Raw genomic sequence first — 24105 nt, 5'->3', positions numbered from 1 at the left:
GCTGCACGCTCGTGGCCGAATGTGCGGCCAGTTTCACACTCGGCGGGGGGAGACTGGCTTCACACTCGGCGGGTGGCGGCGGCGGCCCGGTCCATTTCCCAGTACGCGCGCAGCGCCACCATCTGCCCTTCGTCGTTGGCCTTGTACGTGAAAACGCCTTCGGCCGTGGTCTGGTAGTCGCCCGTGGTGATCAGAATGTGCCCGACGTTGGCTTCCTCGTTGCCGCACTGGTAGGTGTCGCGGAAGAAGAACTCGATCTTCGTGGTGGGCGCGATTGCCTTGTCCCAGAACGCGGATATCGCCTCAAGGCCGCGGTGGCCCTTGCCTTCCGGGTCGAAAGCCGATGGGCCGATGGGGTCTTCGACAATGGCGTCATCGGCGAAGACGGCCAGCCAGGCGTCTTTGTCGCGAGCGGCGACCGCCTCGCGGGATCGCCGGCCCGCCTCGTGCGCCGGATTGGTCACTTGTCCTGCCAGCCGGAATGAATGTAGGTGTCGGCGAACCGCTTCATCGAGTCCTGCTTCTTGTCCAGCGGCGCATCGAAGGCCAGGCCGTCGAACACCCACGGAATGGTGATGTAGTCGGTCACCCCGATCTCGGCCAGCTCCCGATGGCCGTCCACGCCGAACTTGTCCATACAGACGGCCTGGTACTCGAAAGGATCGTCCGCGCGGCCGTTTTCGGCGAGCAGTGCCTTGAGCTTCTTGATGGTCTCGTCCAGTTCGGCGTGCGTCATCATCGCGCTGGTCCACCCGTCGCTGACCCGGGCGGCGCGCTTGAGGGCGACGTCGGTGTGGCCGCCGACATAGAACGGCACCGGCTCGCTGGGCGCGGGACTCATCTGCAGGCGGTCGAAATCGTAGAACTCGCCGTGGAATTCGACCATCCCGCCGGCCAGTACCAGCTTGATCACTTCGATCATCTCGTCGACGCGTTTGCCGCGACGCGCATACGGCACCCCGCACCACTCGAATTCCTCTGGTGCCCAGCCGATTCCCACGCCGAAGCCGAAGCGGTTGTTGGTCAGGTTGGCCACCGAGCCGACCTGACGGGCCAGCAGTAGCGGGTTGCGTGAACCCAGCTTCATCACGTTGGTGTAGAACCGCAGCTTCGAGGTAACCGCGCCCATCGTGCCCGCCAAGATCAGCGGATCGACCCAGGGGGCGTTCTCGTCGAACATCCGCTTGCCGTCGGCGGTGTAGGGATAGTCGACGGACTGCTGCTCGAAGTAGAAGATCGAATCCGGTAACGCGATGGAGTCGAACCCGACTTCCTCTGCCGTCTTGGCAAGCTCGGTCATCTGCTCGATCGGGCTGAACGCGATACTGAGCGTGTACTTCATATCGAAGCTTCCTCCGGTTTGTCGCTGCCGACTACCCACATGGAGTAATACTGCGAACCGCCGCCATAGGCGTGGCCCAACGCCTTACGGGCATTGGGCACCTGATGGTCACCGCCCTTGCCCATAACCTGAATGGCAGCCTCGGCGAAGCGGATCAGGCCGGAGGCGCCGATCGGGTTGGAGGACAGCACGCCGCCGGACGGATTGACCGGGATTCGTCCGCCGATAGCGGTCTCGCCCGCCTCGGTGAGTTTCCAGCCCTCGCCCTCGGGGGCAAAACCGAGGCTCTCCAACCACATCGGCTCGAACCAGGAGAACGGCACGTAGATCTCCGCGGCGTCGATCTCGTCGATCGGGCTGGTGATGCCGGCGGCCTTCCACAGCGCGGCGGCCGCGTCACGGCTGGCCTGCGGGCTGACCTGGTCACGGCCGGAGAACTGCAGCGGCTCGGTGCGCAACGCGGTGGCGTGGATCCACGCGACGGGACGGCCCTCAGCCACCTTGGCATCGGCCGTTTCCTCGTCACCGATGACGACGGCGGCGGCACCGTCCGAGGACGGGCACGTCTCGTCGTACCGGATCGGGTCCCACAGCATCGGGGACTCCATCACCTTCTCCACGGTGATGTCGGGCTGGTGCAGGTGGGCCAGCGGGTTGCGCACCCCGTTGAGCCGGTCCTTGACCGCGACCATGGCACCGATGTTGAGCGGCGCGCCCGACCGGCGGATGTAGGACCGGACGTGCGGGGCGAAATACCCACCGGCGCCCGCACCCACGGGCTTGATGAACGGAATCGGGATCGAAAGTGCCCACATGGCATTGGATTCCGACTGCTTCTCCCAGGCCATCGCCAGCACCCGCCGGTACTTGCCGGACTGGACCAGACTGGCCGCCACCACGCCGGTGGAGCCACCCACTGAACCCGCGGTGTGCACCCGGATGAGTGGCTTGCCCGTCGCGCCGACTGCGTCGGCCATGAACAACTCGGGCATCATGACGCCCTCGAAGAAGTCGGGTGCCTTGCCGACGACGACGGCGTCGATGTCGTCGAAGGTGCAGCCCGAATCTTCCAGCGCCCGGTCGATGGCCTCGCGAACCATGCCGTTCATCGACACGTCTTTGCGCTTCGCCACATGCTTGGTCTGCCCGGTACCGAGTACCGCGGCGAGGTGCGCTCCTGCGCCGGCCATCAGTTCTGTCCTTCCATGACCGCGACCAGATTCTGTTGCAGCGCAGGCCCGCTGGTGGCGTGCGCGAGCACCCGCTGTGCCGATCCGTTCCAGATGTGTTGTGCCGCCAGGCCGATACGCTCCAGTCCGGCGACGAACATCGGGTTGGCCGCGAGCGCACCGCCGGACGGATTGACCTTCGTCTTGTCGGTCAACCCGATCGCCTCAGCCAGGATCAAGTGCTGGTGGGTGAACGGCGCGTGTATCTCGGCGACGTCGATGGCGGTGTCGCCGTTGGTGGCGGCCTTTGCCGACGCCGCGGTGGACGGCGAGGTGGTGAGGTCGCGCGCACCCAGCACCGGCGTCTCGATAAGGTGCTCGATTCCCGTGATCCAGGCCGGGTTTTCGCGCAGTTCCCGGGCTCTGTCATCGGCGGCCAGCACGATCGCGGCGGCGCCGTCGGTGATCGGAGCGATGTCGTGGCGGCGCAACGGGTCGTTGAAGAACGGGCGGGCCAGCAGTTCGTCGATGCTCTTGGCCGGCTTCTCGGAGTCGTTGCGCTCGGACTGCGCGAACGAATCGAGCGCGACCTGAGCCATCTGCTCGGGTGTCCACTTGCCGGAGTCCAGCCCGATCCGGGCCTGCAACCCGGCCATCGACACCGAGTCGGGCCACAGCGGCGCAACGGTGTAGGGGTCGGTCTGGCGGGTCAGGACCTGGCGCAGAATGCCCGCCGAGGATTTTCCGAAGCCGTACACCAGCGCGGTTTCGACCTCGCCGGTGAGGATCTTGATGTAGGCCTCGAAAAGAGCCCAGGCGGCATCCATTTCGACGTGTGACTCGTTGATCGGCGGCACCGCGCCGATCGAGTCGATCGCCGAGATAAACGAAAACGCACGCCCGGCAAGGTAATCGGAGGAGCCCGAGCACCAGAAGCCGATGTCGGACTTGTTGATGCCGAGGTCCTGGTAAAGCTGTGCGAAGCACGGCATCAACATCTCGACGCCGTTGGTGGTGCCGTCGGTACGGCGAACATGCGGCGCGTGGGCGAAGCCGACCACCGCGACATTGCGATCACTCATGTGTAGCTGTGCCCTTTACAGGTGGTGCTTGTAGGTGTCGTACTCGGCGTCCGGTTCGCCGGTGGGCCGGAAGAATTCGATGTTGTCGATCCCGAATCCCCACTCCTCGCGGGGTTTCCATACGGCCTCGACCCGCATCCCCATGCGTACCTCGTGCGCGTCCACGTCGGCGACCAAGTGCAGGAACGGAATATCGGCACCGTCGAGCAACACGTAGGCCGCGACGTAGGGCGGCTTGATGCGTTGGCCCTGGAAGGGGATGTTGATGATGGCGAACGTCGTCACCGTGCCCTTGTCCGGCAGCTCGACGAACTCGGTGGTCGGCAGGCCGGTGGCCGGGTCGGCGCCGTGCGGCGGGAAGTAGACCTTTCCGGCCTCACCTGTCCTGGCGCCCAACAGCTTTCCTTCGGCTATCGCCCGCAGGTAGGCGCTCTCCTCGTGGGATGCGGTGTGCTGGATGGTCAGCGAGACCGGCGTGATGATCATGCTGACCGGGTCCAGTCCGGCCTGGGGTTCCGGCACGTCCTCGGCCTGGTCGCCGGGTGCGAAGTAGGCGATGTCGGTGATGGCACCGACGGTCTCGTCGGCCCAGTGCACGTGCACCCGGTCGCCGGTCTTGATGCCCGAAGGACCGGCGGCTCCGACATCCACGGCGTGGATCAGCGGAGTATCGGCACCGTCGAGCTTGATCAGCGCCCAGGCGAACGGCCGGTCCAGCGGTTCACCGCCGATCGGCGCGGGTTGCCAGGTCCAGGAAACGACGGTGCCGACGCTTTCCACCGGTACCATTTCGCCCAGCGGTTCGTAGGTAACCGGGTCATATTCCGGCGGCGGCACATGTACCCGGCCATCGGAACCGCGTACTCCCAGAACGCGGCGCTCACGCAGTGCAGTGAAAAACTTGCCCAGCGTGGGACCCACCGAACGGGTGTAGTCGAAGGACAACGTCAACGGGGCAGAGAGGGGCGGCTCAGGGTGATCGATCAGGGCCGGGCCGCTTGAGCTGGCTGTCACGCATTCGAGTAGAACAGGTTCTAAGAATGGTTTCAACTAGGCCCTTTGGAAGGCCTTGGGAAGGCGACGCATGAAGCTCGGATTGCAACTGGGTTATTGGGGCGCTCAGCCGCCGGAGAACCACGCGGAGCTCGTCGCGGCCGCCGAGGAGGCCGGTTTCGACGCCGTGTTCACCGCCGAGGCATGGGGCTCCGACGCCTACACGCCGCTGGCGTGGTGGGGCCGGGAGACGCAGCGCGTGCGGCTGGGCACTTCGGTGGTGCAGCTGTCCGCGCGCACCCCGACCGCCTGCGCGATGGCGGCGTTGACGTTGGACCACCTGTCGGGCGGCCGGCACATCCTCGGCCTGGGCGTGTCCGGCCCGCAGGTGGTCGAGGGCTGGTACGGGGCACGCTTCCCCAAGCCGCTGGCGCGTACCCGCGAATACATCGACATCGTGCGCCAGGTGTGGGCCCGGGAGAAGCCGGTGACCAGCGATGGGCCGCACTACCCGTTGCCGTTGACCGGCGAGGGGACAACGGGTTTGGGTAAGCCGCTGAAGCCCATCACCCACCCGCTGCGCGCCGACATCCCGATCATGCTGGGCGCGGAAGGGCCGAAGAACGTCGCGCTGGCCGCCGAGATCTGCGACGGCTGGTTGCCAATCTTCTATTCGCCGCGGATGGCCGACACCTACAACGAGTGGCTGGACGAGGGATTCGCCCGGCCCGGCGCCCGCCGCAGCCGGGAGGACTTCGAGGTCTGCGCGACCGCACAGGTGGTGGTGACCGAGGACCGTGCCGGGACGTTCGAGGCGGTCAAGCCGTACCTGGCGCTCTACATGGGCGGCATGGGCGCCGAAGACACCAACTTCCACGCCGACGTCTACCGCCGGATGGGATATTCCGAGGTGGTCGACGAGGTCACCAAGCTGTTCCGGTCGGGCCGCAAGGATGAGGCGGCGAAGGTCATCCCGGACGAGCTGGTCGACGACGCCATGATCGTCGGTGATCTGGACTACGTGCGTAAGCAGATCGTGGCCTGGGAGGCATCCGGCGTCACCATGATGGTGGTCGGTGCTCGCAGCGTTGAGCAGGTGCGCGACCTCGCCGCGCTGACCTGAGGCCGGTGCTTGCGGCCTCGCTAGAACACGTTCTAGATTGGCCGGATGGAGATGGTGTCAGACGGCGCGTGCGTCGCCGAACGACATCTCCACGTTGGTGACCGACTGCGTCATCAGCGCCCGCTTGGGCAGTCCCAGCGTCGCCAGTTCCTTGGCGTAGGGGTGCTCGCCGAGACGGATCCTGGCACCACCGAGCCGGGTCCGCACACCCGTGGTCTGCATGGTCGAGGTGGTCTCGCGGGTCACGCCGTCCAGGCAGGAGTAGGTCGTCAATGTCTGGGGTTTGGGCGCCGGATGCGGCAGTCCGCGGCTGAACTCGATGCCAGCTATCAACTGACCGTCGGCGCTGACGTCGAACTCGAACTTGCGTCCCTCCCGAACGTTGAAGTCCGCCATGATCTTTGGGTATCCCCAGATGGTGCGGCCGGCCTCGAGGGTGAACTCCTGGTCGACCGGCAGTTGGTGGATGAAGGTGGCCGCGCCGGCCATGGCGCGGATGCCTTTGTCGTGGGTGCCTGGCCTGTTGACCATGAACGCGGTGCCGTACTCGTGGTATTTGCCGAGATCGCCGTCGATGTAGCGGACCAGCAGTTGCAGCAGAATGGCCCGGCCGGGCAGGTATTGGAAGACTTCGAGGCCGCTGTAGTCGATGAGGCGCTGGGCTGCGTCGGCGTCGACGGAGAACATCGCGGAATGCTGATCGGCTTTGCGAATGACGACCGGCATGGTGAGAACCGTTCCGGCGATGGTGTGTTGCGAGACAGGCATGGGGCTTACTGTAATGGCCTCGAGGCAGAAAACTGGAGGCTGTAGATGACGTCAACGATTCCGGACACGATCTTGAACATCGATCTGGCGGACGGCAACTTCTATGCCGACGGGGTTGCGGCGCGGGAGGCGTACCGCTGGATGCGGGCCAACCAGCCGGTGTTCCGGGACCGCAACGGATTGGCAGGTGCGACAACGTATCAGGCGATCCTTGACGCCGAGCGCAACCCGGAGCTGTTCTCCAGCACCGGGGGCATCCGTCCCGACCAGCCGGGTATGCCCTACATGATCGACATGGACGACCCAGCGCACCTGGTGCGTCGCAAGCTCGTCAACGCGGGCTTCACCCGCAAGCGGGTCAAGGACAAAGAGGCGTCGATCGCGGAGCTGTGCGACACCCTGATCGACTCGGTGTGTGAGCGGGGGGAGTGCGACTTCGTCCGCGACATCGCCGCGCCGTTGCCGATGGCGGTGATCGGCGACATGCTCGGCGTGCTGCCTTCAGAGCGGGGCATGTTGCTCAAATGGTCGGATGATCTGGTGTGCGGGCTGTCGTCGCACATCGACCCGACCTCGGCGGAGTTCCAGACGGTCATGGAGGCATTCGCCGGCTATACGGCCTTCACCATGGACCTGATCGGCAAGCGCCGTGCGGAGCCCACCGACGACCTCTATTCGATCCTGATCAATGCCGAGGTCGAGGGTCAGCGGATGTCGGACGAAGAGATCGTCATGGAGACCTTGCTGATCCTGATCGGCGGGGACGAAACCACCCGGCATACGTTGAGTGGCGGGACCGAGCAGCTGGTGCGGCATCAGGATCAGTTCGCGGATCTGGTGGCCGACCCTTCGTTGCTGCCGGGTGCCATCGAGGAGATGCTGCGTTGGACGTCGCCGGTGAAGAACATGTGCCGGACTTTGACCGCAGACACGGACTTTCACGGCACCTCGTTGAGGGCGGGGGAGAAGATCATGCTCTTGTTCGAGGCAGCGAACTTCGACGAGTCGGTCTTCGATCAGCCGGAGAAGTTCGATATCCGTCGTAATCCGAACAGCCACTTGGCTTTTGGCTTCGGCACCCACTTCTGCATGGGTAACCAGCTGGCCCGTCTGGAGTTGTCGTTGATGACGTCGCGGGTGTTGCAGCGGTTGCCTGATCTGCGCTTGGCCGACGAGTCCGCGTTGCCGTTGCGGCCGGCGAACTTCGTGTCCGGCCTGGAGTCGATGCCGGTGGTGTTCACGCCGAGCGCGCCGGTGTTGGGGTAGACGCGCGGGTCGACCACGCGACGGCAAGCCGGCCCAGAATGCCTCCCGCGGTGTCCTGGCTGGTGACTCTGAGGACGATCCAGTCAAGATCGGTCGTCATCGTTTCGTAGCGCGCGATGTCTTTGGCGAACTGCCCTGGCCTCCGATGATGCTCGCCCTCGTATTCGAGCGCGACTCTTATTGTCTCCCAGCCCATGTCGACAATGCCGACGAGTTCTTGGTATCGGCCGTAGATTGGGATCTGCGTCTGCGGGCGCGGATAGCCGGCCTGGATGACCAGCAGCCGCAGCCAGGTCTCTTTCGGGGACTGTGCGCCCGGGTCGACGAGGGCCAGGGCTTTTCGGGCTCGGCGGATGTTGCGGTGGCCTCGGTAGTGCGCGAGAAGAGGCTCTACGTCAGCGGTTTGGAGCTTCGTGACACGTGCGAGTGCGTCGATCGCCGCGACCGCTTTGTTGAGTGGATAGTGGCAGGCGAGATCGAAGGCCGTGCGAGTGGGGGTGGTCGCAAGTACGCCCGCGACCACCTGCGTTTCCTCCGGCGCAACCCGGTCCGACCAAATCACAATGTCTTTCGGGGGGTGCCGATTCTCGTACTGGAGCTCCGCAGGCTTCCGGTGATCGACCCATTTGGCTTTGTGTAACGCGGCCGCGGACTGTCCGGCCACGATCCCGCGCCCTTTCGACCACAGCCAAGCGGCGTAGGCGCGCTGTATCGCGGTCAGTTCGGTGCCTTTTGCGATATAGACGTCCGGATGGATTGCTTGGTAGCGGCTGCGCAGCTGGTATGGCGTCAGAATGCCCTTTGCGATGGCTTCGCTGCCGATGAATGGTCCCGTCACGGCTCCGCACTCTGTCGTAAGGGTCCGACAGCCCCGCCGAACGTGAACTGGCTGCGAAAAATGCACGTAATTTTCGCAGTATGTTCACGCTCGGCGAGGAGGGGGAGTCGGGGCGCGAGGGGGCGCGGGGCGCGAGGGGGCGCGGGCGCGAGGAGGGGGCGCTGGGGGCGAGGGGGCGCTGGGCGCGAGGCGCGGGGCGCGAGGCGCGAGGGTGCGACGCTGAGCGCGCGAGGGGCCACGCCCGGCGCGAAAATGGGTCAGCGGTTTTTGAACTCGGGCTTGCGTTTCTCGGCGAACGCCCGCGGCCCTTCCTTCGCGTCGTCGGACAGGAAGACCTGGATGCCGATCTGAGTATCGATCTTGAACGCCTCGTTCTCGTGCATACCTTCGGTCTCGCGGATGGTCCGCAGGATCGCCTGCACAGCGAGAGGGCCGTTGTTCTCGATGATTTCGGCGAGTTCGAGCGCCTTGGTCAAGGCCTGACCGTCGGGGACGACGTGCCCGATCAAGCCCATCTCGAGGGCCTCGGTAGCGGTGATGTGCCGTCCGGTCAGCAGTAGGTCGCATGCGACGGTGTAGGGGATCTGCCGGACCAACCGGACGGCCGAACCGCCCATCGGGTACAGGCTCCATTTGGCCTCGGAGATGCCGAACTTGGCGCTCTCGCCGGCCACCCGGATATCGGTGCCTTGCAGAATCTCGGTGCCGCCGGCGATCGCCGGTCCCTCCACCGCCGCAATCAACGGCTTGGTGAGCCGGCGACCTTTGAGCAGGGCGTCGATGCGTGACGGGTCGTAGCTGCCGTCCTTGAAGGAGTCACCCGGCGGCTTCTGCGTTGCGGTCTTGAGGTCCATGCCCGCACAAAAGTAGCCACCGGCACCGGTCAGGATGCAGCAGCGGATGTCGGGATCGTTGTCCACGCGGTCCCACGCCTCCACCATGATCTGCATCATTTCAGTGCTCAGAGCGTTGCGGCGGTGCGGCCGGTTCATCGTCACGATGAGGGTGTGACCGCGCTGCTCGACCAGCGCGTCCGGCCCGGATTCGTTTGCTGGCTGCTCCGCCACGGCTACCGCCTCTTCTTCGACATGGGGTGTGAGCTTGTCAAGAAATGTAACACGTTCTAATTTGGTGGCCGTGGCTCTGAATATTGCTGACCTTGCCGAGCACGCCATAGACGCTGTGCCGGATCGTGTTGCTCTCATCTGTGGTGACGAGCAGTTGACCTACGCCCAACTGGAAGAGAAGGCCAACCGCCTCGGGCATTACCTGATCGACCAAGGTGTGCGCGAGGGCGACAAGGTCGGCCTCTACTGCCGCAACCGCATCGAGATCGTGATCGCGATGCTGGGCATCATCAAGGCGGGGGCCATCCTGGTCAACGTCAACTTCCGCTATGTCGAGGGCGAACTGCGCTATCTCTTCGACAATTCCGACATGGTGGCGCTGGTGCACGAGCGCCAGTACTCCGACCGGGTCGCCAACGTGCTGCCGGACACCCCGAACGTCAAGACGGTGCTGGTGGTCGAGGACGGCAGCGATCTGGACTACCAGCGCTACGGGGGCGTCGAGTTCTACTCCGCGATCGCTGACAGTTCGCCCGAGCGCGACTTCGGCGAGCGCACCGCCGACGCCATCTACCTCCTCTACACGGGCGGCACCACCGGCTTCCCGAAAGGCGTGATGTGGCGCCACGAAGACATCTACCGCGTGCTACTCGGCGGAACCGATTTCGCCACTGGGGAATTCGTCAAGGACGAGTACGACCTCGCCAAGGCCGCCGCGGCGAATCCGCCCATGGTTCGGTACCCGATTCCACCGATGATCCATGGGGCCACCCAATCGGCCACCTGGATGTCGATCTTCGGAGGCCAAACCACGGTGCTGGCACCGGAATTCAACGCCGACGAGGTATGGCGCACGATTCACAAGCACAAGGTGAACCTGCTGTTCTTCACCGGTGACGCGATGGCGCGGCCGCTACTGGATGCGCTGGAGAAGAACAACGACTACGACTTGTCGTCGCTGTTCCTGCTGGCCAGCACTGCGGCGCTGTTCTCGCCGAGCATCAAGGAGAAACTCCTTGAGCTGCTGCCCAATCGCGTCATCACCGACTCGATCGGCTCGTCGGAGACCGGGTTCGGTGGCACCAGCATCGTCGCCAAGGACGCGCCGCACAGCGGTGGCCCGCGGGTCACCATCGATCACCGCACCGTCGTGCTCGACGACGAAGGCAACGAGGTGAAGCCGGGTTCGGGTGTGCGCGGGTTCATTGCGAAGAAAGGCAACATCCCCGTCGGTTACTACAAGGACGAGAAGAAGACTGCCGAGACGTTCAAGACCATCAACGGTGTGCGCTATGCGATTCCGGGCGACTACGCGTTGGTCGAAGAGGACGGCACCGTAACGATGCTGGGCCGTGGGTCGGTGTCGATCAACAGCGGCGGCGAGAAGATCTACCCTGAAGAGGTCGAGGCTGCGTTGAAGGGTCACCCCGACGTGTTCGACGCACTGGTGGTGGGGGTGCCGGACCCGCGCTACGGCCAGCACGTCGCGGCAGTGGTGCAGGCCCGGGAAGGGGCGCGCCCGTCGCTGGCCGAGCTGGACAGCTTCGTTCGCTCCGAGATCGCGGGATACAAAGTGCCGCGCAGTCTTTGGTTCGTAGACGAGGTGAAACGGTCACCGGCCGGCAAGCCCGACTATCGGTGGGCCAAGGAGCAGACTGAGGCACGGCCGGCCGACGATGTGCACGCCGCGCACGCGACTGCCTGACGCATAACGTTTTTCGCGGTTAGGGCGCGCCGCCGGCCCCGCCGGCGCCGCCACTGAGACCGGCCAGGCCGCCCGTTCCGCCCTTGCCGCCGGTGTTGCCACTCGGCGCCGCACCATTTCCGCCTGCCGAACCGCTGGCGCCGCCGGTGCCGGACTTGCCGGTGTTGCCGCTGCCGCTGATACCGCCGGTGCCACCCATTCCACCGGCGCCGCCAGTGCTGCCTTTACCGCCGGTACCGCCGGTGCCGCCCACGGGTGCGGTTCCGCCGGCACCGCCGTTGCCGATCGTGGCGGTGCTTGAGCCGCTGCCGCCGCCGGTTTGGCCGCCGGCCCCACCGGCGCCGCCGGCACCCGCTTTGGTGGCGCCCGTTCCGCCCTTGCCGCCGTTGCCGCCCGTTCCGCCTACCCCGTTGGCGCCGCCGTCGCCGCCGTTGCCGGCGATGCCGCCGGCGACTCCGCTGCCACCGCCGGTGCCGCCGTTGCCGCCGTTCGCGCCGCCGAGGTTGCTGCCGCCCGCGCCGCCGATGCCGCCGGTACCGCCGATGCCTTTGCTCGAGGCGCCGCCGTCGCCGCCCTGTCCGCCGGCCCCGGCATTGGCGCCGGCGCCGCCTGCTCCGCCGTTCGCGCCGGGCGTTGTGGCCGTGAGGCTGAGGCCGCCGGTGCCGCCGGTGCCGCCGTTGCCGCCGTCCCCGCCGATTCCGCCGGTGCCGCCGGCGCCTCCGGTACCGTTCACCGCTGTACCGCCGGCGCCGCCCTTGCCGCCCTGACCGCCGACGGAGCCGGCTCCGCCTGCGCTGGCGTTGCCAGGCGTTCCGCCGGATCCGCCGTTGCCGCCGTTGCCGCCGATCTGGTCTGTGGCCCCGCTGTTGCCGCCGTTGCCGCCGGTGCCGCCCTTGCCGCCGTTGTTCGCTCCCGTTGCGTTGCCGCCGTTGCCGCCGTTGCCGCCGTTGCCGTTGATGCCGGCGTTACCGGCTATACCGGCATTTCCGCCCTTACCGGTCGCGCTGCCGTTGCCGCCGTTGCCGGCGTTGCCGCCGTTTCCGCCTTGGCCGCCATTTCCACCGGTGCCGCCGGTAGCTCCGGGGGTTGTCGCGTTGCCGCCGTTGCCGCCGTTGCCGGCGGTGCCACCGGTCCCGCCGCTGCCGCCTTGACCGCCGTCCCCGCCGGTTCCCCCACCACCGACATTGCCGCCGTTACCGGCGTTGCCTCCGGTGCCGCCATTGGCGCCTGCGCCGCCGGTGCCGGTGCCGGTGTTAGTGGCGCCGCTGCTGCCGGCACCGCCGTTGCCACCGTTGCCGCCTACACCGCCGCTGCCGTTGATGCCGGTGCTGGTGAGTCCGGCCCCACCCTGCCCACCGGCACCGCCCGCACCACCGTTTCCACCCGCTTTGCCGGTCGCACCCGAGGCAGTCACGATTCCGCCGTCGCCGCCGGTGCCACCCGCTCCGCCGGCGCCGCCGGTACCGCCGCTGCCCCTGTTGGCACCCGTCCCGCCGCCGCCAGAAGCGCCACCGGCGCCGCCCGCACCACCGTTGCCGGCATTCCCGCCGGCGATGGCCGATGCGCCCGACCCACCGCTACCGCCATTGCCGCCTGCCCCGCCGGCGCCACCCTGACCGCCGTTGCCGCCGATGCCGGCGCCGCCGGTGCCGATCGGATTGCCGCCGCTGCCACCCTGGCCGCCGGCGCCACCCTGGCCGCCGTTGGTACCCGCAGCCCCGCTGCCGGCCGCCCCGGACGTCCCTGCTGTGCCGGCACCGCCATTGCCGCCGGTGCCACCGTTGCCGGCGTTGCCGGCGGTGCCACCCGTGCCGCCGGTGCCGGCGATCCCTGCGGTGCCCCCCTTGCCGCCCTGGCCGCCATTGCCGCCGCTACCGCCGGCTGTGGTGCTGACACCGCCCTGTCCGCCGGTTCCGCCTACGCCGCCGTTGCCACCGCTGCCGTTGACACCGTTGGTAAGGCCGGTGCCGGCGTTACCACCTTGGCCACCCGTGCCCCCGGTGCCACCGCCGGTGCCATTGCCGGCGGTGGCGGCGTTGGGCCCCGCCGCGCCCGTGCCACCCTGGCCGCCGTCGCCACCCTTGCCGCCGTTGCCGCCGTTGCCCTGGGTGCCCGGCGTAGAGCCGGTTCCCGCCGCGCCGGCCTTGCCGCCGTTGCCGCCCAGGCCGCCGGTGCCGCCGGTGCCTGCACCGCTGCCGGTGTCGGTGGCACCTTGGCCGCCCGTTCCGCCCGTTCCGCCGTTGCCGCCGTTGCCGCCCTGGCCCCCGGCACCTTGGATGCCGGCGGTGCCGCCGTTGGTGGCGCCGGCTGAGCCTCCGGAACCGCCCTGGCCGCCGTCGCCGCCGGCGGCACCGGGCCCGCCGACACCGCCGCCGCTGCTTCCTGTGGTCCCGTTGCCGCCGTTTCCGCCGTTGCCGCCCAGGCCGCCCGCGCCGCCGTTGCCCGCGGTACCGGCGGTGCCTGCCGTAGAGCCGACACCGGCCTGTCCGGCGGCGCCACCAGTGCCTCCTGTGCCGCCCTTTCCGCCGGTGCCGCCGGCGATGCCCACGTTGGCGCTGTTGTCCGTGCCGTTGCCGCCGGTGCCACCCTTACCGCCGGTGCCGCCGACGCCGCCCTGGCCGCCGGCGCCTTGAGTTCCGGCGGTGCCGCCGTTGGTGGCTCCGGCTGTGCCTCCGGTGCCTCCCTGGCCGCCGTCGCCTCCGGCGCCGCCCTGGGCGCCTTGCTGGCCGGTGGAAGCGATGGCGGTGTTGTCGGCCCCCTTGCCGCCGTTGCCGCCCAGGCCGCCGGTGCCGCCGTTGCCGGCGGTGCCTGCGGCACCCGCGGTGGAGCCGGTGCCGCCCTTGCCGGCTGCGCCGCCGCTGCCTCCGGTGCCACCCTGGCCGCCGGCTTGAGCGGCTGTGCTCGGGTTGGTGCTGGCGGTGCCGTTGCCTCCGGTGCCACCCTTGCCGCCGGTGCCTCCGACGCCGCCCTGGCCGCCGGCGCCTTGGGCACCGTTGAAGCCGCCGTTCGCCTTGCCGGCGGCCCCGCCAGCGCCCCCTTGGCCGCCGTCGCCTCCGGTGCCGCCCTGGGCGCCTTGCTGGCCGGCGGATGCGGCGGTGGTGTTGTCGGCCCCCTTGCCGCCGTTGCCGCCCAGGCCGCCGGTGCCGCCGTTGCCGGCGGAGCCTGCGGCACCCGTGGTGGAGCCGGTGCCGCCCTTGCCGGCTGCGCCGCCGTCGCCTCCGGTGCCGCCCTGGCCGCCGGCTTGACCGGCTGTGCTCGGGTTGATGCTGTCGGAGCCGTTGCCGCCGGTGCCGCCCTGGCCGCCGGTGCCGCCGAAGCCACCCTGTCCGCCGGCGCCCTGGACGCCGTTGAAGCCGCCGTTGGCGTTGCCCGCGGCGCCACCGGCACCGCCCTGTCCGCCGTCGCCGCCGGCCGCGCCCTGGCCGCCGGTGCCGCCACCGATCGCGCCGGCATTGCCTTGTCCGCCCGCGCCGCCGGTGCCGCCGGTGCCGCCGGTGCCGCCGTTACCGGCCGTGCCGGCGGCTCCTGCTGTCGAGCCGGCGCCGCCCTTGCCGGCCGCGCCTCCGGTGCCGCCGACGCCGCCGGTGCCGCCTGCGCCACCGACGATGCCGGGGTTGGAGCTGTTGTTGGTGCCGATGCCGCCGGTGCCGCCCTGGCCGCCCTTGCCGCCGAGGCCACCTTGTCCGCCGGCGCCCTGGACGCCGTTGAAGCCGCCGTTGGCGTTGCCCGCGGCGCCACCGGCGCCGCCGTGTCCGCCGTCGCCGCCGGCCGCGCCCTGGCCGCCGGTGCCGCCACCGATCGCGCCGGCATTGCCTTGTCCGCCCATGCCGCCGGTGCCGCCGGTGCCACCGGTGCCGCCGTTACCGGCCGTGCCCGCGGCTCCTGCCGTCGAGCCGGCGCCGCCCTTGCCTGCCGCGCCTCCCGTGCCACCGACGCCGCCGGTGCCGCCGGCGCCACCGACAACCCCGGGGTTGACGCTGTTGTCGGTGCCGAACCCGCCGGTGCCGCCCTGGCCGCCCTTGCCGCCGAGGCCACCTTGTCCGCCGGCGCCCTGGACGCCGTTGAAGCCGCCGTTGGCGTTGCCCGCGGCGCCACCGGCGCCGCCTTGTCCGCCGTCGCCGCCGGCGGCACCCTGGCCGCCGGTGCCGCCACCGATCGCGCCGGCATTGCCTTGTCCGCCCATGCCGCCGGTGCCGCCGGTGCCACCGGTGCCGCCGTTACCGGCCGTGCCCGCGGCTCCTGCCGTCGAGCCGGCGCCGCCCTTGCCTGCCGCGCCTCCCGTGCCACCGACGCCGCCGGTGCCGCCGGCGCCACCGACAACCCCGGGGTTGACGCTGTTGTCGGTGCCGAACCCGCCGGTGCCGCCCTGGCCGCCCTTGCCGCCGAAGCCACCCTGTCCGCCGGCGCCCTGGACGCCGTTGTAGCCGCCGTTGGCGTTGCCCGCGGCGCCACCGGCGCCGCCTTGTCCGCCGTCGCCGCCGGCCGCGCCCTGGCCGCCGGTGCCGCCACCGATCGCGCCGGCGCTGCCTTGTCCGCCCATGCCGCCGGTGCCGCCGGTGCCACCGGTGCCGCCGTTGCCGGCGCTGCCGGCCGCGCCCGTGGTCGAGCCGGTCCCACCGAGTCCGGCTGCGCCGCCGGTGCCGCCGGTGCCGCCGGTGCCCCCGGCGCCGCCGGCGATGCCGGGGTTGGTGCTGTTGTCGGTGCCGATGCCGCCGGTGCCGCCCTGGCCACCCTTGCCGCCGAAGCCACCCTGTCCGCCGGCGCCCTGGACGCCAGCCGTGCCGCCGTTCGCTTTACCCGCGGCGCCACCGGCACCGCCCTGTCCGCCGTCGCCTCCGGCGGCGCCCTGGCCGCCGGTGCCGCCACCGATCGCGCCGGCGCTGCCTTGTCCACCCATGCCGCCGGTGCCTCCGGTGCCGCCGGTGCCGCCGTTGCCGGCCGTGCCTGCGGCTCCTGACGTCGAACCGCTGCCGCCCTTGCCGGCCGCGCCGCCGGTGCCGCCGCTGCCGCCGGTGCCCCCGGCACCGCCGGCGGTGCCGGGGTTGGTGCTGTTGTCGGTGCCGATGCCGCCGGTGCCGCCCTGTCCGCCCTTGCCGCCGACGCCGCCCTGTCCGCCGGCGCCTTGGGTTCCGGCGGTGCCGCCGTTGGTGGCTCCGGCTGCGCCGCCGGCACCGCCTTGTCCGCCGTCGCCGCCGGCGGCTCCCTGGCCGCCGGTGCTGCCACCGATCGCGCCGGTGCTGCCTTGTCCACCCATGCCGCCGATGCCGCCAGTGCCACCGGTGCCGCCGTTGCCGGCCGTGCCGGCGGCACCCGTCGTCGAACCGCTACCGCCCTTGCCGGCCGCGCCGCCGGTGCCACCACTGCCGCCGGTGCCCCCGGCGCCACCCGCGATGCCGGGGTTGGTGCTGTTGTCGGTGCCGAACCCGCCTTGGCCGCCAACGCCGCCTTGGCCGCCGACGCCGCCCTGACCGCCGGCGCCTTGGGTTCCGGCGGTGCCGCCGTTGGTTGTCCCGGCTAGGCCGCCGGTACCGCCCTGTCCGCCGTCACCGCCAGCCGCGCCTTGGCCGCCGGCGCCGCCGCCAATCGCGCCGGCGCTACCGGCACCGCCCTTACCGCCGGTGCCGCCGGTGCCACCCACGCCGCCGTTGCCGGCGGTGCCGGCCGCGCCGGTGGTTGAACCCGAGCCGCCCTTGCCCGCTGCGCCTCCGGTGCCGCCACTGCCGCCGGTGCCGCCGGCGCCACCGGCGATGCCGGGGTTGGCGCTGTTGTCGACGCCGGTACCGCCCGTTCCTCCTTGGCCGCCGATTCCGCCGATGCCGCCCTGTCCGCCGGCGCCTTGGGTTCCGGCGGTGCCGCCGTTGGTTGTCCCGGCTAGGCCGCCGGTACCGCCCTGTCCGCCGTCACCGCCAGCCGCGCCTTGCGCTCCGATGCCACCGCCGCTGGTACCGGTGCTGCCTTGTCCGCCCTTGCCGCCGGTGCCACCGGTGCCACCTACGCCGCCGTTGCCGGCGGTGCCGGCCGCGCCGGTGGTCGAACCCGCGCCGCCCTTGCCCGCTGCGCCTCCGGTGCCGCCACTGCCGCCGGTGCCGCCGGCGCCACCCGCGATGCCGGGGTTGGCGCTGTTGTCGGTGCCGACGCCGCCCTGGCCGCCCGTTCCACCCGTGCCGCCGATGCCGCCCTGGCCGCCGGCGCCTTGGGTTCCGGCGGTGCCGCCGTTGGTTGTCCCGGCGGCGCCGCCGGTACCGCCCTGTCCGCCGTCACCACCCGCAGCGCCTTGCGCTCCGATGCCACCGCCGCTGGTACCGGTGCTGCCTTGTCCGCCTTTGCCGCCGGTGCCACCGGTGCCACCTACGCCGCCGTTGCCGGCGGTGCCGGCCGCGCCGGTGGTCGAACCCGCGCCGCCCTTGCCCGCTGCGCCTCCGGTGCCGCCACTGCCGCCGGTGCCTCCGGCACCACCCGCGATGCCGGGGTTGGCGCTGTTGTCGACGCCGGTACCGCCGGCGCCGCCTTGGCCGCCGACGCCGCCGATGCCGCCCTTGCCACCGGCGCCCTGGTTTCCGGCGGTGCCGCCGTTGGTGGCGCCGGCTGCGCCGCCCGCACCGCCCTGTCCGCCGTCACCACCGGCCGCGCCCTGGCCGCCGATGCCGCCACCACTGGTGCCGGTGCTGCCTTGTCCGCCCTTGCCGCCCGTTCCTCCGGTGCCACCTACGCCGCCGTTGCCGGCGGTGCCGGCCGCGCCGGTGCTTGATCCGGCACCACCCAGGCCGGCCGCCCCGCCCGTGCCACCGATGCCGCCGGTGCCTCCGGCGCCACCGGCGATGCCCGGGTTGGTGCTGTTGTCGGTGCCGATACCGCCAGCGCCGCCTTGGCCGCCGACGCCGCCGATGCCGCCCTTGCCACCGGCGCCCTGGTTTCCGGCCGTGCCACCCTTGGTGGCTCCGGCAGCGCCGCCCGCACCGCCCTGGCCGCCGTCACCACCGGCTGCTCCCTGGCCGCCGTTGCCGCCACCACTGGTGCCGATGCTGCCTTGTCCGCCCTTGCCGCCGGTACCGCCGGTGCCTCCGACGCCGCCGTCGCCGGCTGTGCCGGCGGCTCCTGTCGTCGAGCCGCTGCCGCCCTTGCCGGCTGCGCCGCCGGTGCCGCCACTGCCGCCGGTGCCGCCCGCGCCTCCGGCTATGCCGGGGTTGGTGCTGTTGTCGGTGCCGATTCCGCCGGTGCCGCCCTGGCCGCCGATTCCGCCGATGCCGCCCTTGCCGCCGGCGCCCTGGTTTCCGGCGGTGCCGCCGTTGGTGGCGCCGGCTGCGCCGCCGGCACCGCCATCTCCGCCGTCGCCGCCGGCCGCGCCCTGGCCGCCGATGCCGCCACCGCTAGCGCCGGTGCTGCCTTGTCCGCCCTTGCCGCCGGTACCGCCGGTCCCGCCTACGCCGCCGCTGCCGGAGGTGCCGGACGCGCCGATGACGGATCCGGTGCCGCCCTTGCCGGCTGCGCCGCCGGTGCCGCCGATGCCGCCGGTACCGCCCGCGCCACCGGCGATGCCGGGGTTGGCGCTGTTGTCGGTCCCGATACCGCCGATGCCGCCCTGGCCGCCGATTCCGCCGATGCCGCCCTTGCCACCGGCGCCCTGGTTTCCGGCGGTGCCGCCGTTGGTGGCTCCCGCCGCGCCGCCCGCGCCGCCTTGGCCGCCGTCGCCGCCGGCCGCGCCCTGGCCGCCGGTGCCACCACCGCTGATGCCGGTGCTGCCTTGTCCGCCCTGTCCGCCGGTGCCGCCGGTACCGCCTACGCCGCCGCTGCCGGCGGTGCCGGCCGTACCGATGGTGGAGCCGGTGCCGCCCTTGCCGGCTGCGCCGCCGGTGCCGCCGGTGCCCCCGGTTCCACCGGCTCCGCCGGCGATGCCGGGGTTGGCGCTGTTGTCGGTCCCGATACCGCCGATGCCGCCCTGGCCGCCGATTCCGCCGATGCCGCCCTTGCCACCGGCGCCCTGGTTTCCGGCGGTGCCGCCGTTGGTGGCTCCCGCCGCGCCGCCCGCGCCGCCTTGGCCGCCGTCGCCGCCGGCCGCGCCCTGGCCGCCGATGCCGCCACCGCTAGCGCCGGTGCTGCCTTGTCCGCCCTGTCCGCCGGTACCTCCGGTGCCTCCGACGCCGCCGTCGCCGGCGGTGCCGGCCGTACCGATGGTGGAGCCGGTGCCGCCCTTGCCGGCTGCGCCGCCGGTGCCCCCGATACCGCCAGTTCCACCAGCTCCGCCGGCGACGCCGGGGTTGGTGCTGTTGTCGGTGCCGATTCCGCCGGTGCCGCCCTGGCCGCCGACGCCGCCGATGCCGCCCTTGCCGCCGGCGCCTTGGTTTCCGGCGGTGCCGCCGTTGGTGGCGCCGGCTGCGCCGCCGGCTCCGCCTTGGCCGCCGTCGCCGCCGGCCGCGCCCTGGCCGCCGGCGCCGCCGCCTGTGGTCCCAGTGGCTCCGGCGCCGCCCTTGCCGCCAGTTCCGCCGACGCCGCCCGCGCCACCGTTGCCGGCAGTGCCGGCCGTACCGATGGTGGAGCCGGTGCCGCCGAGGCCGGCTGCGCCGCCGGTTCCACCTGTGCCGCCGGTGCCACCTGCACCGCCGGCGACCCCGGCGTTGGTGCTGTTGTCGGTTCCGGTACCGCCAATGCCGCCTTGGCCGCCGATCCCGCCGGTGCCGCCCTTGCCGCCGGCGCCCTGGAGACCAGCGGTACCGCCCTTCGTGGCTCCAGCTGCGCCGCCGGCGCCGCCTTGGCCGCCGTCACCACCGGCCGCGCCCTGGCCGCCGATGCCGCCACCGCTGGTGCCGGCGCTGCCTTGCCCGCCCTTGCCGCCGGTGCCACCGGTGCCACCGACTCCGCCATTACCCGCGGTGCCGGCCGTACCGGTGGTCGAGCCAGTGCCGCCCTTGCCGGCACCGCCGCCGGTTCCGCCGATCCCGCCGGTGCCCCCTGCGCCACCCGCAATGCCGGGGTTGGTGCTGTTGTCGACGCCGGTGCCGCCCGTGCCGCCTTGGCCGCCGATGCCGCCTATGCCGCCTTGACCGCCTGCGCCCTGGGTTCCGGCGGTGCCGCCGTTGGTGGCTCCGGCTGCGCCGCCGGCTCCGCCTTGGCCGCCGTCTCCACCGGCCGCGCCTTGCCCGCCGGTGCCGCCACCTGCGGTGCCGGTGCTGCCTTGCCCGCCTTGGCCGCCGGTGCCGCCGGTGCCACCTACGCCGCCGCTGCCGGAGGTGCCGGCCGCGCCGGTGCTCGAGCCAGCGCCGCCCTTTCCTGCCGCGCCGCCCGTTCCGCCAACGCCGCCCGCACCGCCGTCACCGCCGGGGATGCCGGGGTTGGTGGTGTTGTTAATGCCGGTGCCGCCTGTGCCGCCTTGGCCGCCGACGCCGCCTATGCCGCCTTGACCGCCAGCGCCTTGGGTTCCGGCGGTGCCGCCGTTGGTGGCGCCCGCTGCGCCGCCGGCACCGCCCTGACCGCCGTCACCGCCGGCCGCGCCTTGGCCGCCGGTCCCGCCGCCGCTGCTCCCTGCGGTCCCGGCGCCGCCCTTGCCGCCGGTCCCGCCGACACCACCGGTGCCGCCGTCACCGGCCGTGCCGGATGCGCCGGTGCTGGACCCGGACCCGCCGAGGCCTGCGGCGCCGCCGGTTCCGCCGATGCCGCCGGTGCCGCCTGCGCCACCGGCGATGCCGGGGTTGGTGCTGTTGTCGGTGCCGGTCCCGCCGTGGCCGCCTTGGCCGCCGACGCCGCCGATGCCGCCTTGGCCGCCGGCGCCTTGGGTGCCGGCGGTGCCGCCGTTGGTGGCTCCGGCTGCGCCGCCGGCGCCGCCTTGGCCGCCGTCGCCACCGGCCGCGCCTTGGCCGCCGGTCCCGCCGCCGCTGGTGCCGGTGCTGCCTTGTCCGCCTTTGCCGCCGGTGCCGCCGACACCGCCGGTGCCGCCGTCGCCGGCTGTTCCGGATGCGCCGGTGCTGGAGCCGGATCCGCCCAGGCCTGCTGCTCCGCCCGTGCCGCCGATGCCGCCGGTGCCGCCTGCGCCACCCGCAATGCCGGGGTTGGTGCTGTTGTCGGTGCCGGTCCCGCCTTGGCCGCCTTGGCCGCCGACTCCGCCGATGCCGCCTTGGCCACCGGCGCCTTGGGTGCCGGCGGTGCCGCCGTTGGTGGCTCCGGCTGCGCCGCCGGCGCCGCCTTGGCCGCCGTCGCCACCGGCCGCGCCTTGGCCGCCGGTCCCGCCGCCGCTGGTGCCGGTGCTGCCTTGTCCGCCTTTGCCGCCGGTGCCGCCGACACCGCCGGTGCCGCCGTCGCCGGCTGTGCCGGAGGCGCCGGTGCTGGACCCGGATCCGCCGAGGCCGGCTGCGCCGCCGGTGCCGCCGATACCGCCGATGCCGCCCGCGCCGCCAGCCACACCCGGGTTGGTGCTGTTGTCGCTGCCGGCACCGCCAACGCCTCCGACGCCGCCGACGCCGCCGATGCCGCCCTGACCGCCCGCGCCTTGGGTGCCGGCGTTGCCGCCGTTGGTGGCTCCGGCTGCACCGCCGGCACCGCCCTGGCCGCCGTCTCCACCGGCCGCGCCCTGGCCGCCGGTTCCGCCATCTGCGGTGCCGGTGCTGCCTTGTCCGCCCTTGCCGCCGGTGCCGCCGACACCACCGACGCCGCCGTCGCCGGCTGTGCCGGAGGCGCCGGTGCTGGAGCCGGATCCGCCGAGGCCGGCTGCTCCGCCGGTGCCGCCGATACCGCCGGTGCCGCCCGCGCCCCCGGCGATGCCGGGGTTGGTGCTGTTGTCGGCGCCGGAACCGCCGTGGCCGCCTTGGCCGCCGACTCCGCCGATGCCGCCTTGGCCACCGGCGCCTTGGGTGCCGGCGGTGCCGCCGTTGGTCGCTCCGGCTGCGCCGCCGGCGCCGCCTTGGCCGCCGTCACCGCCGGCTGCGCCTTGGCCACCGGTCCCGCCGCCGCTGGTCCCGGTGCTTCCGGCCCCGCCCTTGCCGCCGGTGCCGCCGATGCCGCCAACCCCGCCGTCGCCGGCTGTGCCGGAGGCGCCGGTGCTGGACCCGGATCCGCCGAGGCCGGCTGCGCCGCCGGTGCCGCCGATACCGCCGATGCCCCCCGCGCCACCCGCAATGCCGGGGTTGGTGCTGTTGTCGCTGCCGGCACCGCCAACGCCTCCGACGCCGCCGACGCCGCCGATGCCGCCCTGACCGCCCACGCCTTGGGTGCCGGCGGTGCCGCCGTTGGTGGCTCCGGCTGCACCGCCGGCACCGCCCTGGCCGCCGTCTCCACCGGCCGCGCCCTGACCGCCGGTTCCGCCACCCGCGGTACCGGTAACCCCGGCCCCGCCCTTGCCGCCGGTGCCGCCAACCCCGCCAACCCCGCCGTCACCGGCCGTGCCCGATGCGCCGGTGCTGGAGCCGGATCCGCCGAGGCCTGCCGCGCCGCCGGTGCCGCCGACGCCGCCTACGCCGCCCGCGCCGCCGGCCACACCCGGGTTGGTGCTGTTGTCGGTGCCAACACCGCCGTCGCCACCGGTCCCACCGACTCCGCCGATGCCGCCCTGGCCACCCGCGCCCTGCTGGCCGCCGCCGCCCGTTCCGGCTGCGCCGCCGGCGCCGCCCTGGCCGCCGTCACCGCCAGCCGCCCCTTTACCGCCGGATCCGCCACCCGCGGTGCCGGTGCTGCCTTGTCCACCAGCGCCGCCGGTCCCGCCGACACCACCAACACCTCCGTCGCCGGCCGTGCCCGAGGCGCCCGTGCTCGAGCCCGAGCCGCCCAGGCCTGCCGCGCCGCCGGTGCCGCCGACACCGCCTACGCCGCCCGCGCCACCGGCAACACCCGGGTTGGTGCTGTTGTCGCTGCCGGAACCGCCAACGCCTCCGACGCCGCCGATTCCGCCGATGCCGCCCTGACCGCCCACGCCTTGGGTGCCAGCGGTGCCGCCGTTGGTCGCTCCGGCTGCGCCACCGGCGCCGCCCTGGCCGCCGTCTCCACCGGCCGCGCCCTGGCCACCGGTCCCGCCACCTGCGGTGCCGGTGCTGCCTTGTCCACCAGCGCCGCCAGTGCCGCCGATGCCGCCGACCCCGCCGTCACCGGCCGTGCCGGAGGCGCCGGTGCTGGACCCGGACCCGCCGAGGCCGGCTGCGCCGCCGGTGCCGCCGATACCGCCGATGCCGCCCGCGCCGCCAGCCACACCCGGGTTGGTGCTGTTGTCGGTGCCGGCACCGCCAACGCCTCCGACGCCTCCGACACCACCGATGCCGCCCTGACCGCCCGCGCCCTGCTGGCCGCCGCCGCCGGATCCGGCTGCGCCGCCGGCACCGCCCTGGCCGCCGTCACCACCGGCCGCGCCTTGGCCACCGATCCCGCCGCCGGCGGTGCCGGTGCTGCCTTGTCCGCCTTTGCCGCCGGTGCCGCCGACCCCGCCGGTGCCGCCGTCGCCGGCGGTGCCGGAGGCGCCGGTGCTGGACCCTGATCCGCCGAGGCCTGCTGCTCCGCCGGTGCCACCGGTACCGCCGGTGCCGCCCGCGCCACCCGCGATGCCGGGGTTGGTGCTGTTATCGGTGCCGGTCCCGCCGTGGCCGCCCTGGCCGCCGGTGCCGCCTATGCCGCCTTGACCGCCGGCGCCTTGGGTTCCGGCGGTGCCGCCGTTGGTGGCGCCGGCTGCGCCGCCGGCGCCGCCGTGGCCGCCGTCACCACCGGCCGCGCCTTGGCCGCCGGTCCCGCCGCCGCTGGTGCCGGTGCTGCCTTGTCCGCCTTTGCCGCCGGTGCCGCCGACA

12 protein-coding genes are annotated in these 24105 nt (G+C 72.5%); 3 read left to right on the top strand and 9 right to left on the bottom strand.

Annotation, left to right across the window (positions count from 1 at the left end; all coding sequences use genetic code 11):
- Positions 1 to 59: 59 nt before the first annotated feature.
- The 5 genes from QXH22_RS25270 to QXH22_RS25250 are packed head-to-tail and all read right to left on the bottom strand — an operon-like array spanning position 60 to position 4607.
- The gene (locus QXH22_RS25270) at positions 60 to 464 is read right to left on the bottom strand and encodes a nuclear transport factor 2 family protein (protein WP_306247424.1); all 405 of its coding nucleotides are present in this window, start codon (positions 462 to 464) and stop codon (positions 60 to 62) included.
- A complete protein-coding gene (locus tag QXH22_RS25265) occupies positions 461 to 1342 on the bottom strand; it encodes a TIGR03619 family F420-dependent LLM class oxidoreductase (RefSeq protein ID WP_306277384.1) in 882 nt (293 codons plus the stop codon). Before QXH22_RS25265 ends, QXH22_RS25270 begins: the two co-directional genes overlap by 4 nt.
- Positions 1339 to 2532, bottom strand: a complete 1194-nt coding sequence (locus QXH22_RS25260; RefSeq protein WP_306277383.1) for a thiolase domain-containing protein — start codon at positions 2530 to 2532, stop codon at positions 1339 to 1341. The genes QXH22_RS25265 and QXH22_RS25260 overlap by 4 nt, the downstream gene beginning before the upstream one ends.
- Positions 2532 to 3593, bottom strand: coding sequence for a thiolase domain-containing protein (locus QXH22_RS25255; RefSeq protein WP_306247430.1), 1062 nt, complete (start codon positions 3591 to 3593; stop codon positions 2532 to 2534). The genes QXH22_RS25260 and QXH22_RS25255 overlap by 1 nt, the downstream gene beginning before the upstream one ends.
- A gap of 15 nt (positions 3594 to 3608) precedes the next feature.
- Positions 3609 to 4607, bottom strand: coding sequence for a Zn-ribbon domain-containing OB-fold protein (locus QXH22_RS25250; RefSeq protein WP_306247433.1), 999 nt, complete (start codon positions 4605 to 4607; stop codon positions 3609 to 3611).
- Positions 4608 to 4677: 70 nt separating this feature from the next.
- Between QXH22_RS25250 and QXH22_RS25245 the strand changes: the two genes are divergently transcribed.
- Positions 4678 to 5709, top strand: a complete 1032-nt coding sequence (locus QXH22_RS25245) for an LLM class F420-dependent oxidoreductase (RefSeq protein WP_306277382.1) — start codon at positions 4678 to 4680, stop codon at positions 5707 to 5709.
- 57 nt (positions 5710 to 5766) lie between these two features.
- Here QXH22_RS25245 and QXH22_RS25240 read toward each other — a convergent pair whose 3' ends face one another.
- Positions 5767 to 6477: an acetoacetate decarboxylase family protein gene (locus QXH22_RS25240; RefSeq protein ID WP_306247437.1), complete on the bottom strand. Its 711-nt coding sequence runs from the start codon at positions 6475 to 6477 to the stop codon at positions 5767 to 5769.
- A 45-nt stretch (positions 6478 to 6522) separates the two neighbouring features.
- On the opposite strand from QXH22_RS25240, the gene QXH22_RS25235 reads away from it, so the two are divergent.
- Complete coding sequence (locus QXH22_RS25235) at positions 6523 to 7743, top strand: cytochrome P450 (RefSeq protein WP_306247438.1); 1221 nt, start codon at positions 6523 to 6525, stop codon at positions 7741 to 7743.
- On the opposite strand, the gene QXH22_RS25230 is transcribed toward QXH22_RS25235, so the two are convergent.
- Complete coding sequence (locus QXH22_RS25230) at positions 7715 to 8581, bottom strand: hypothetical protein (protein ID WP_306247440.1); 867 nt, start codon at positions 8579 to 8581, stop codon at positions 7715 to 7717. The two genes, QXH22_RS25235 and QXH22_RS25230, sit on opposite strands and share 29 nt — an antisense overlap.
- A gap of 257 nt (positions 8582 to 8838) precedes the next feature.
- Positions 8839 to 9648 carry a crotonase/enoyl-CoA hydratase family protein gene (locus QXH22_RS25225; protein WP_055582018.1) on the bottom strand — a complete coding sequence of 270 codons (810 nt, stop codon included), beginning with the start codon at positions 9646 to 9648 and terminating at the stop codon, positions 8839 to 8841.
- Positions 9649 to 9712: 64 nt separating this feature from the next.
- On the opposite strand from QXH22_RS25225, the gene QXH22_RS25220 reads away from it, so the two are divergent.
- Entirely contained in the window at positions 9713 to 11353 is a 1641-nt protein-coding gene (locus QXH22_RS25220) for an acyl-CoA synthetase (protein ID WP_306247441.1), read from the top strand.
- Between the two features lie 19 nt (positions 11354 to 11372).
- On the opposite strand, the gene QXH22_RS25215 is transcribed toward QXH22_RS25220, so the two are convergent.
- Positions 11373 to 24105: hypothetical protein (locus tag QXH22_RS25215; RefSeq protein ID WP_306277381.1), on the bottom strand; the 12733-nt coding region annotated here is incomplete at its 5' end.

It is taken from the genome of Mycobacterium sp. TY814 (genome assembly GCF_030755175.1).
GTDB lineage: Bacteria > Actinomycetota > Actinomycetes > Mycobacteriales > Mycobacteriaceae > Mycobacterium.
The sequence above is the reverse complement of the archived record's forward strand: the minus strand, read 5'-3'. Positions and strand labels throughout refer to the sequence as shown.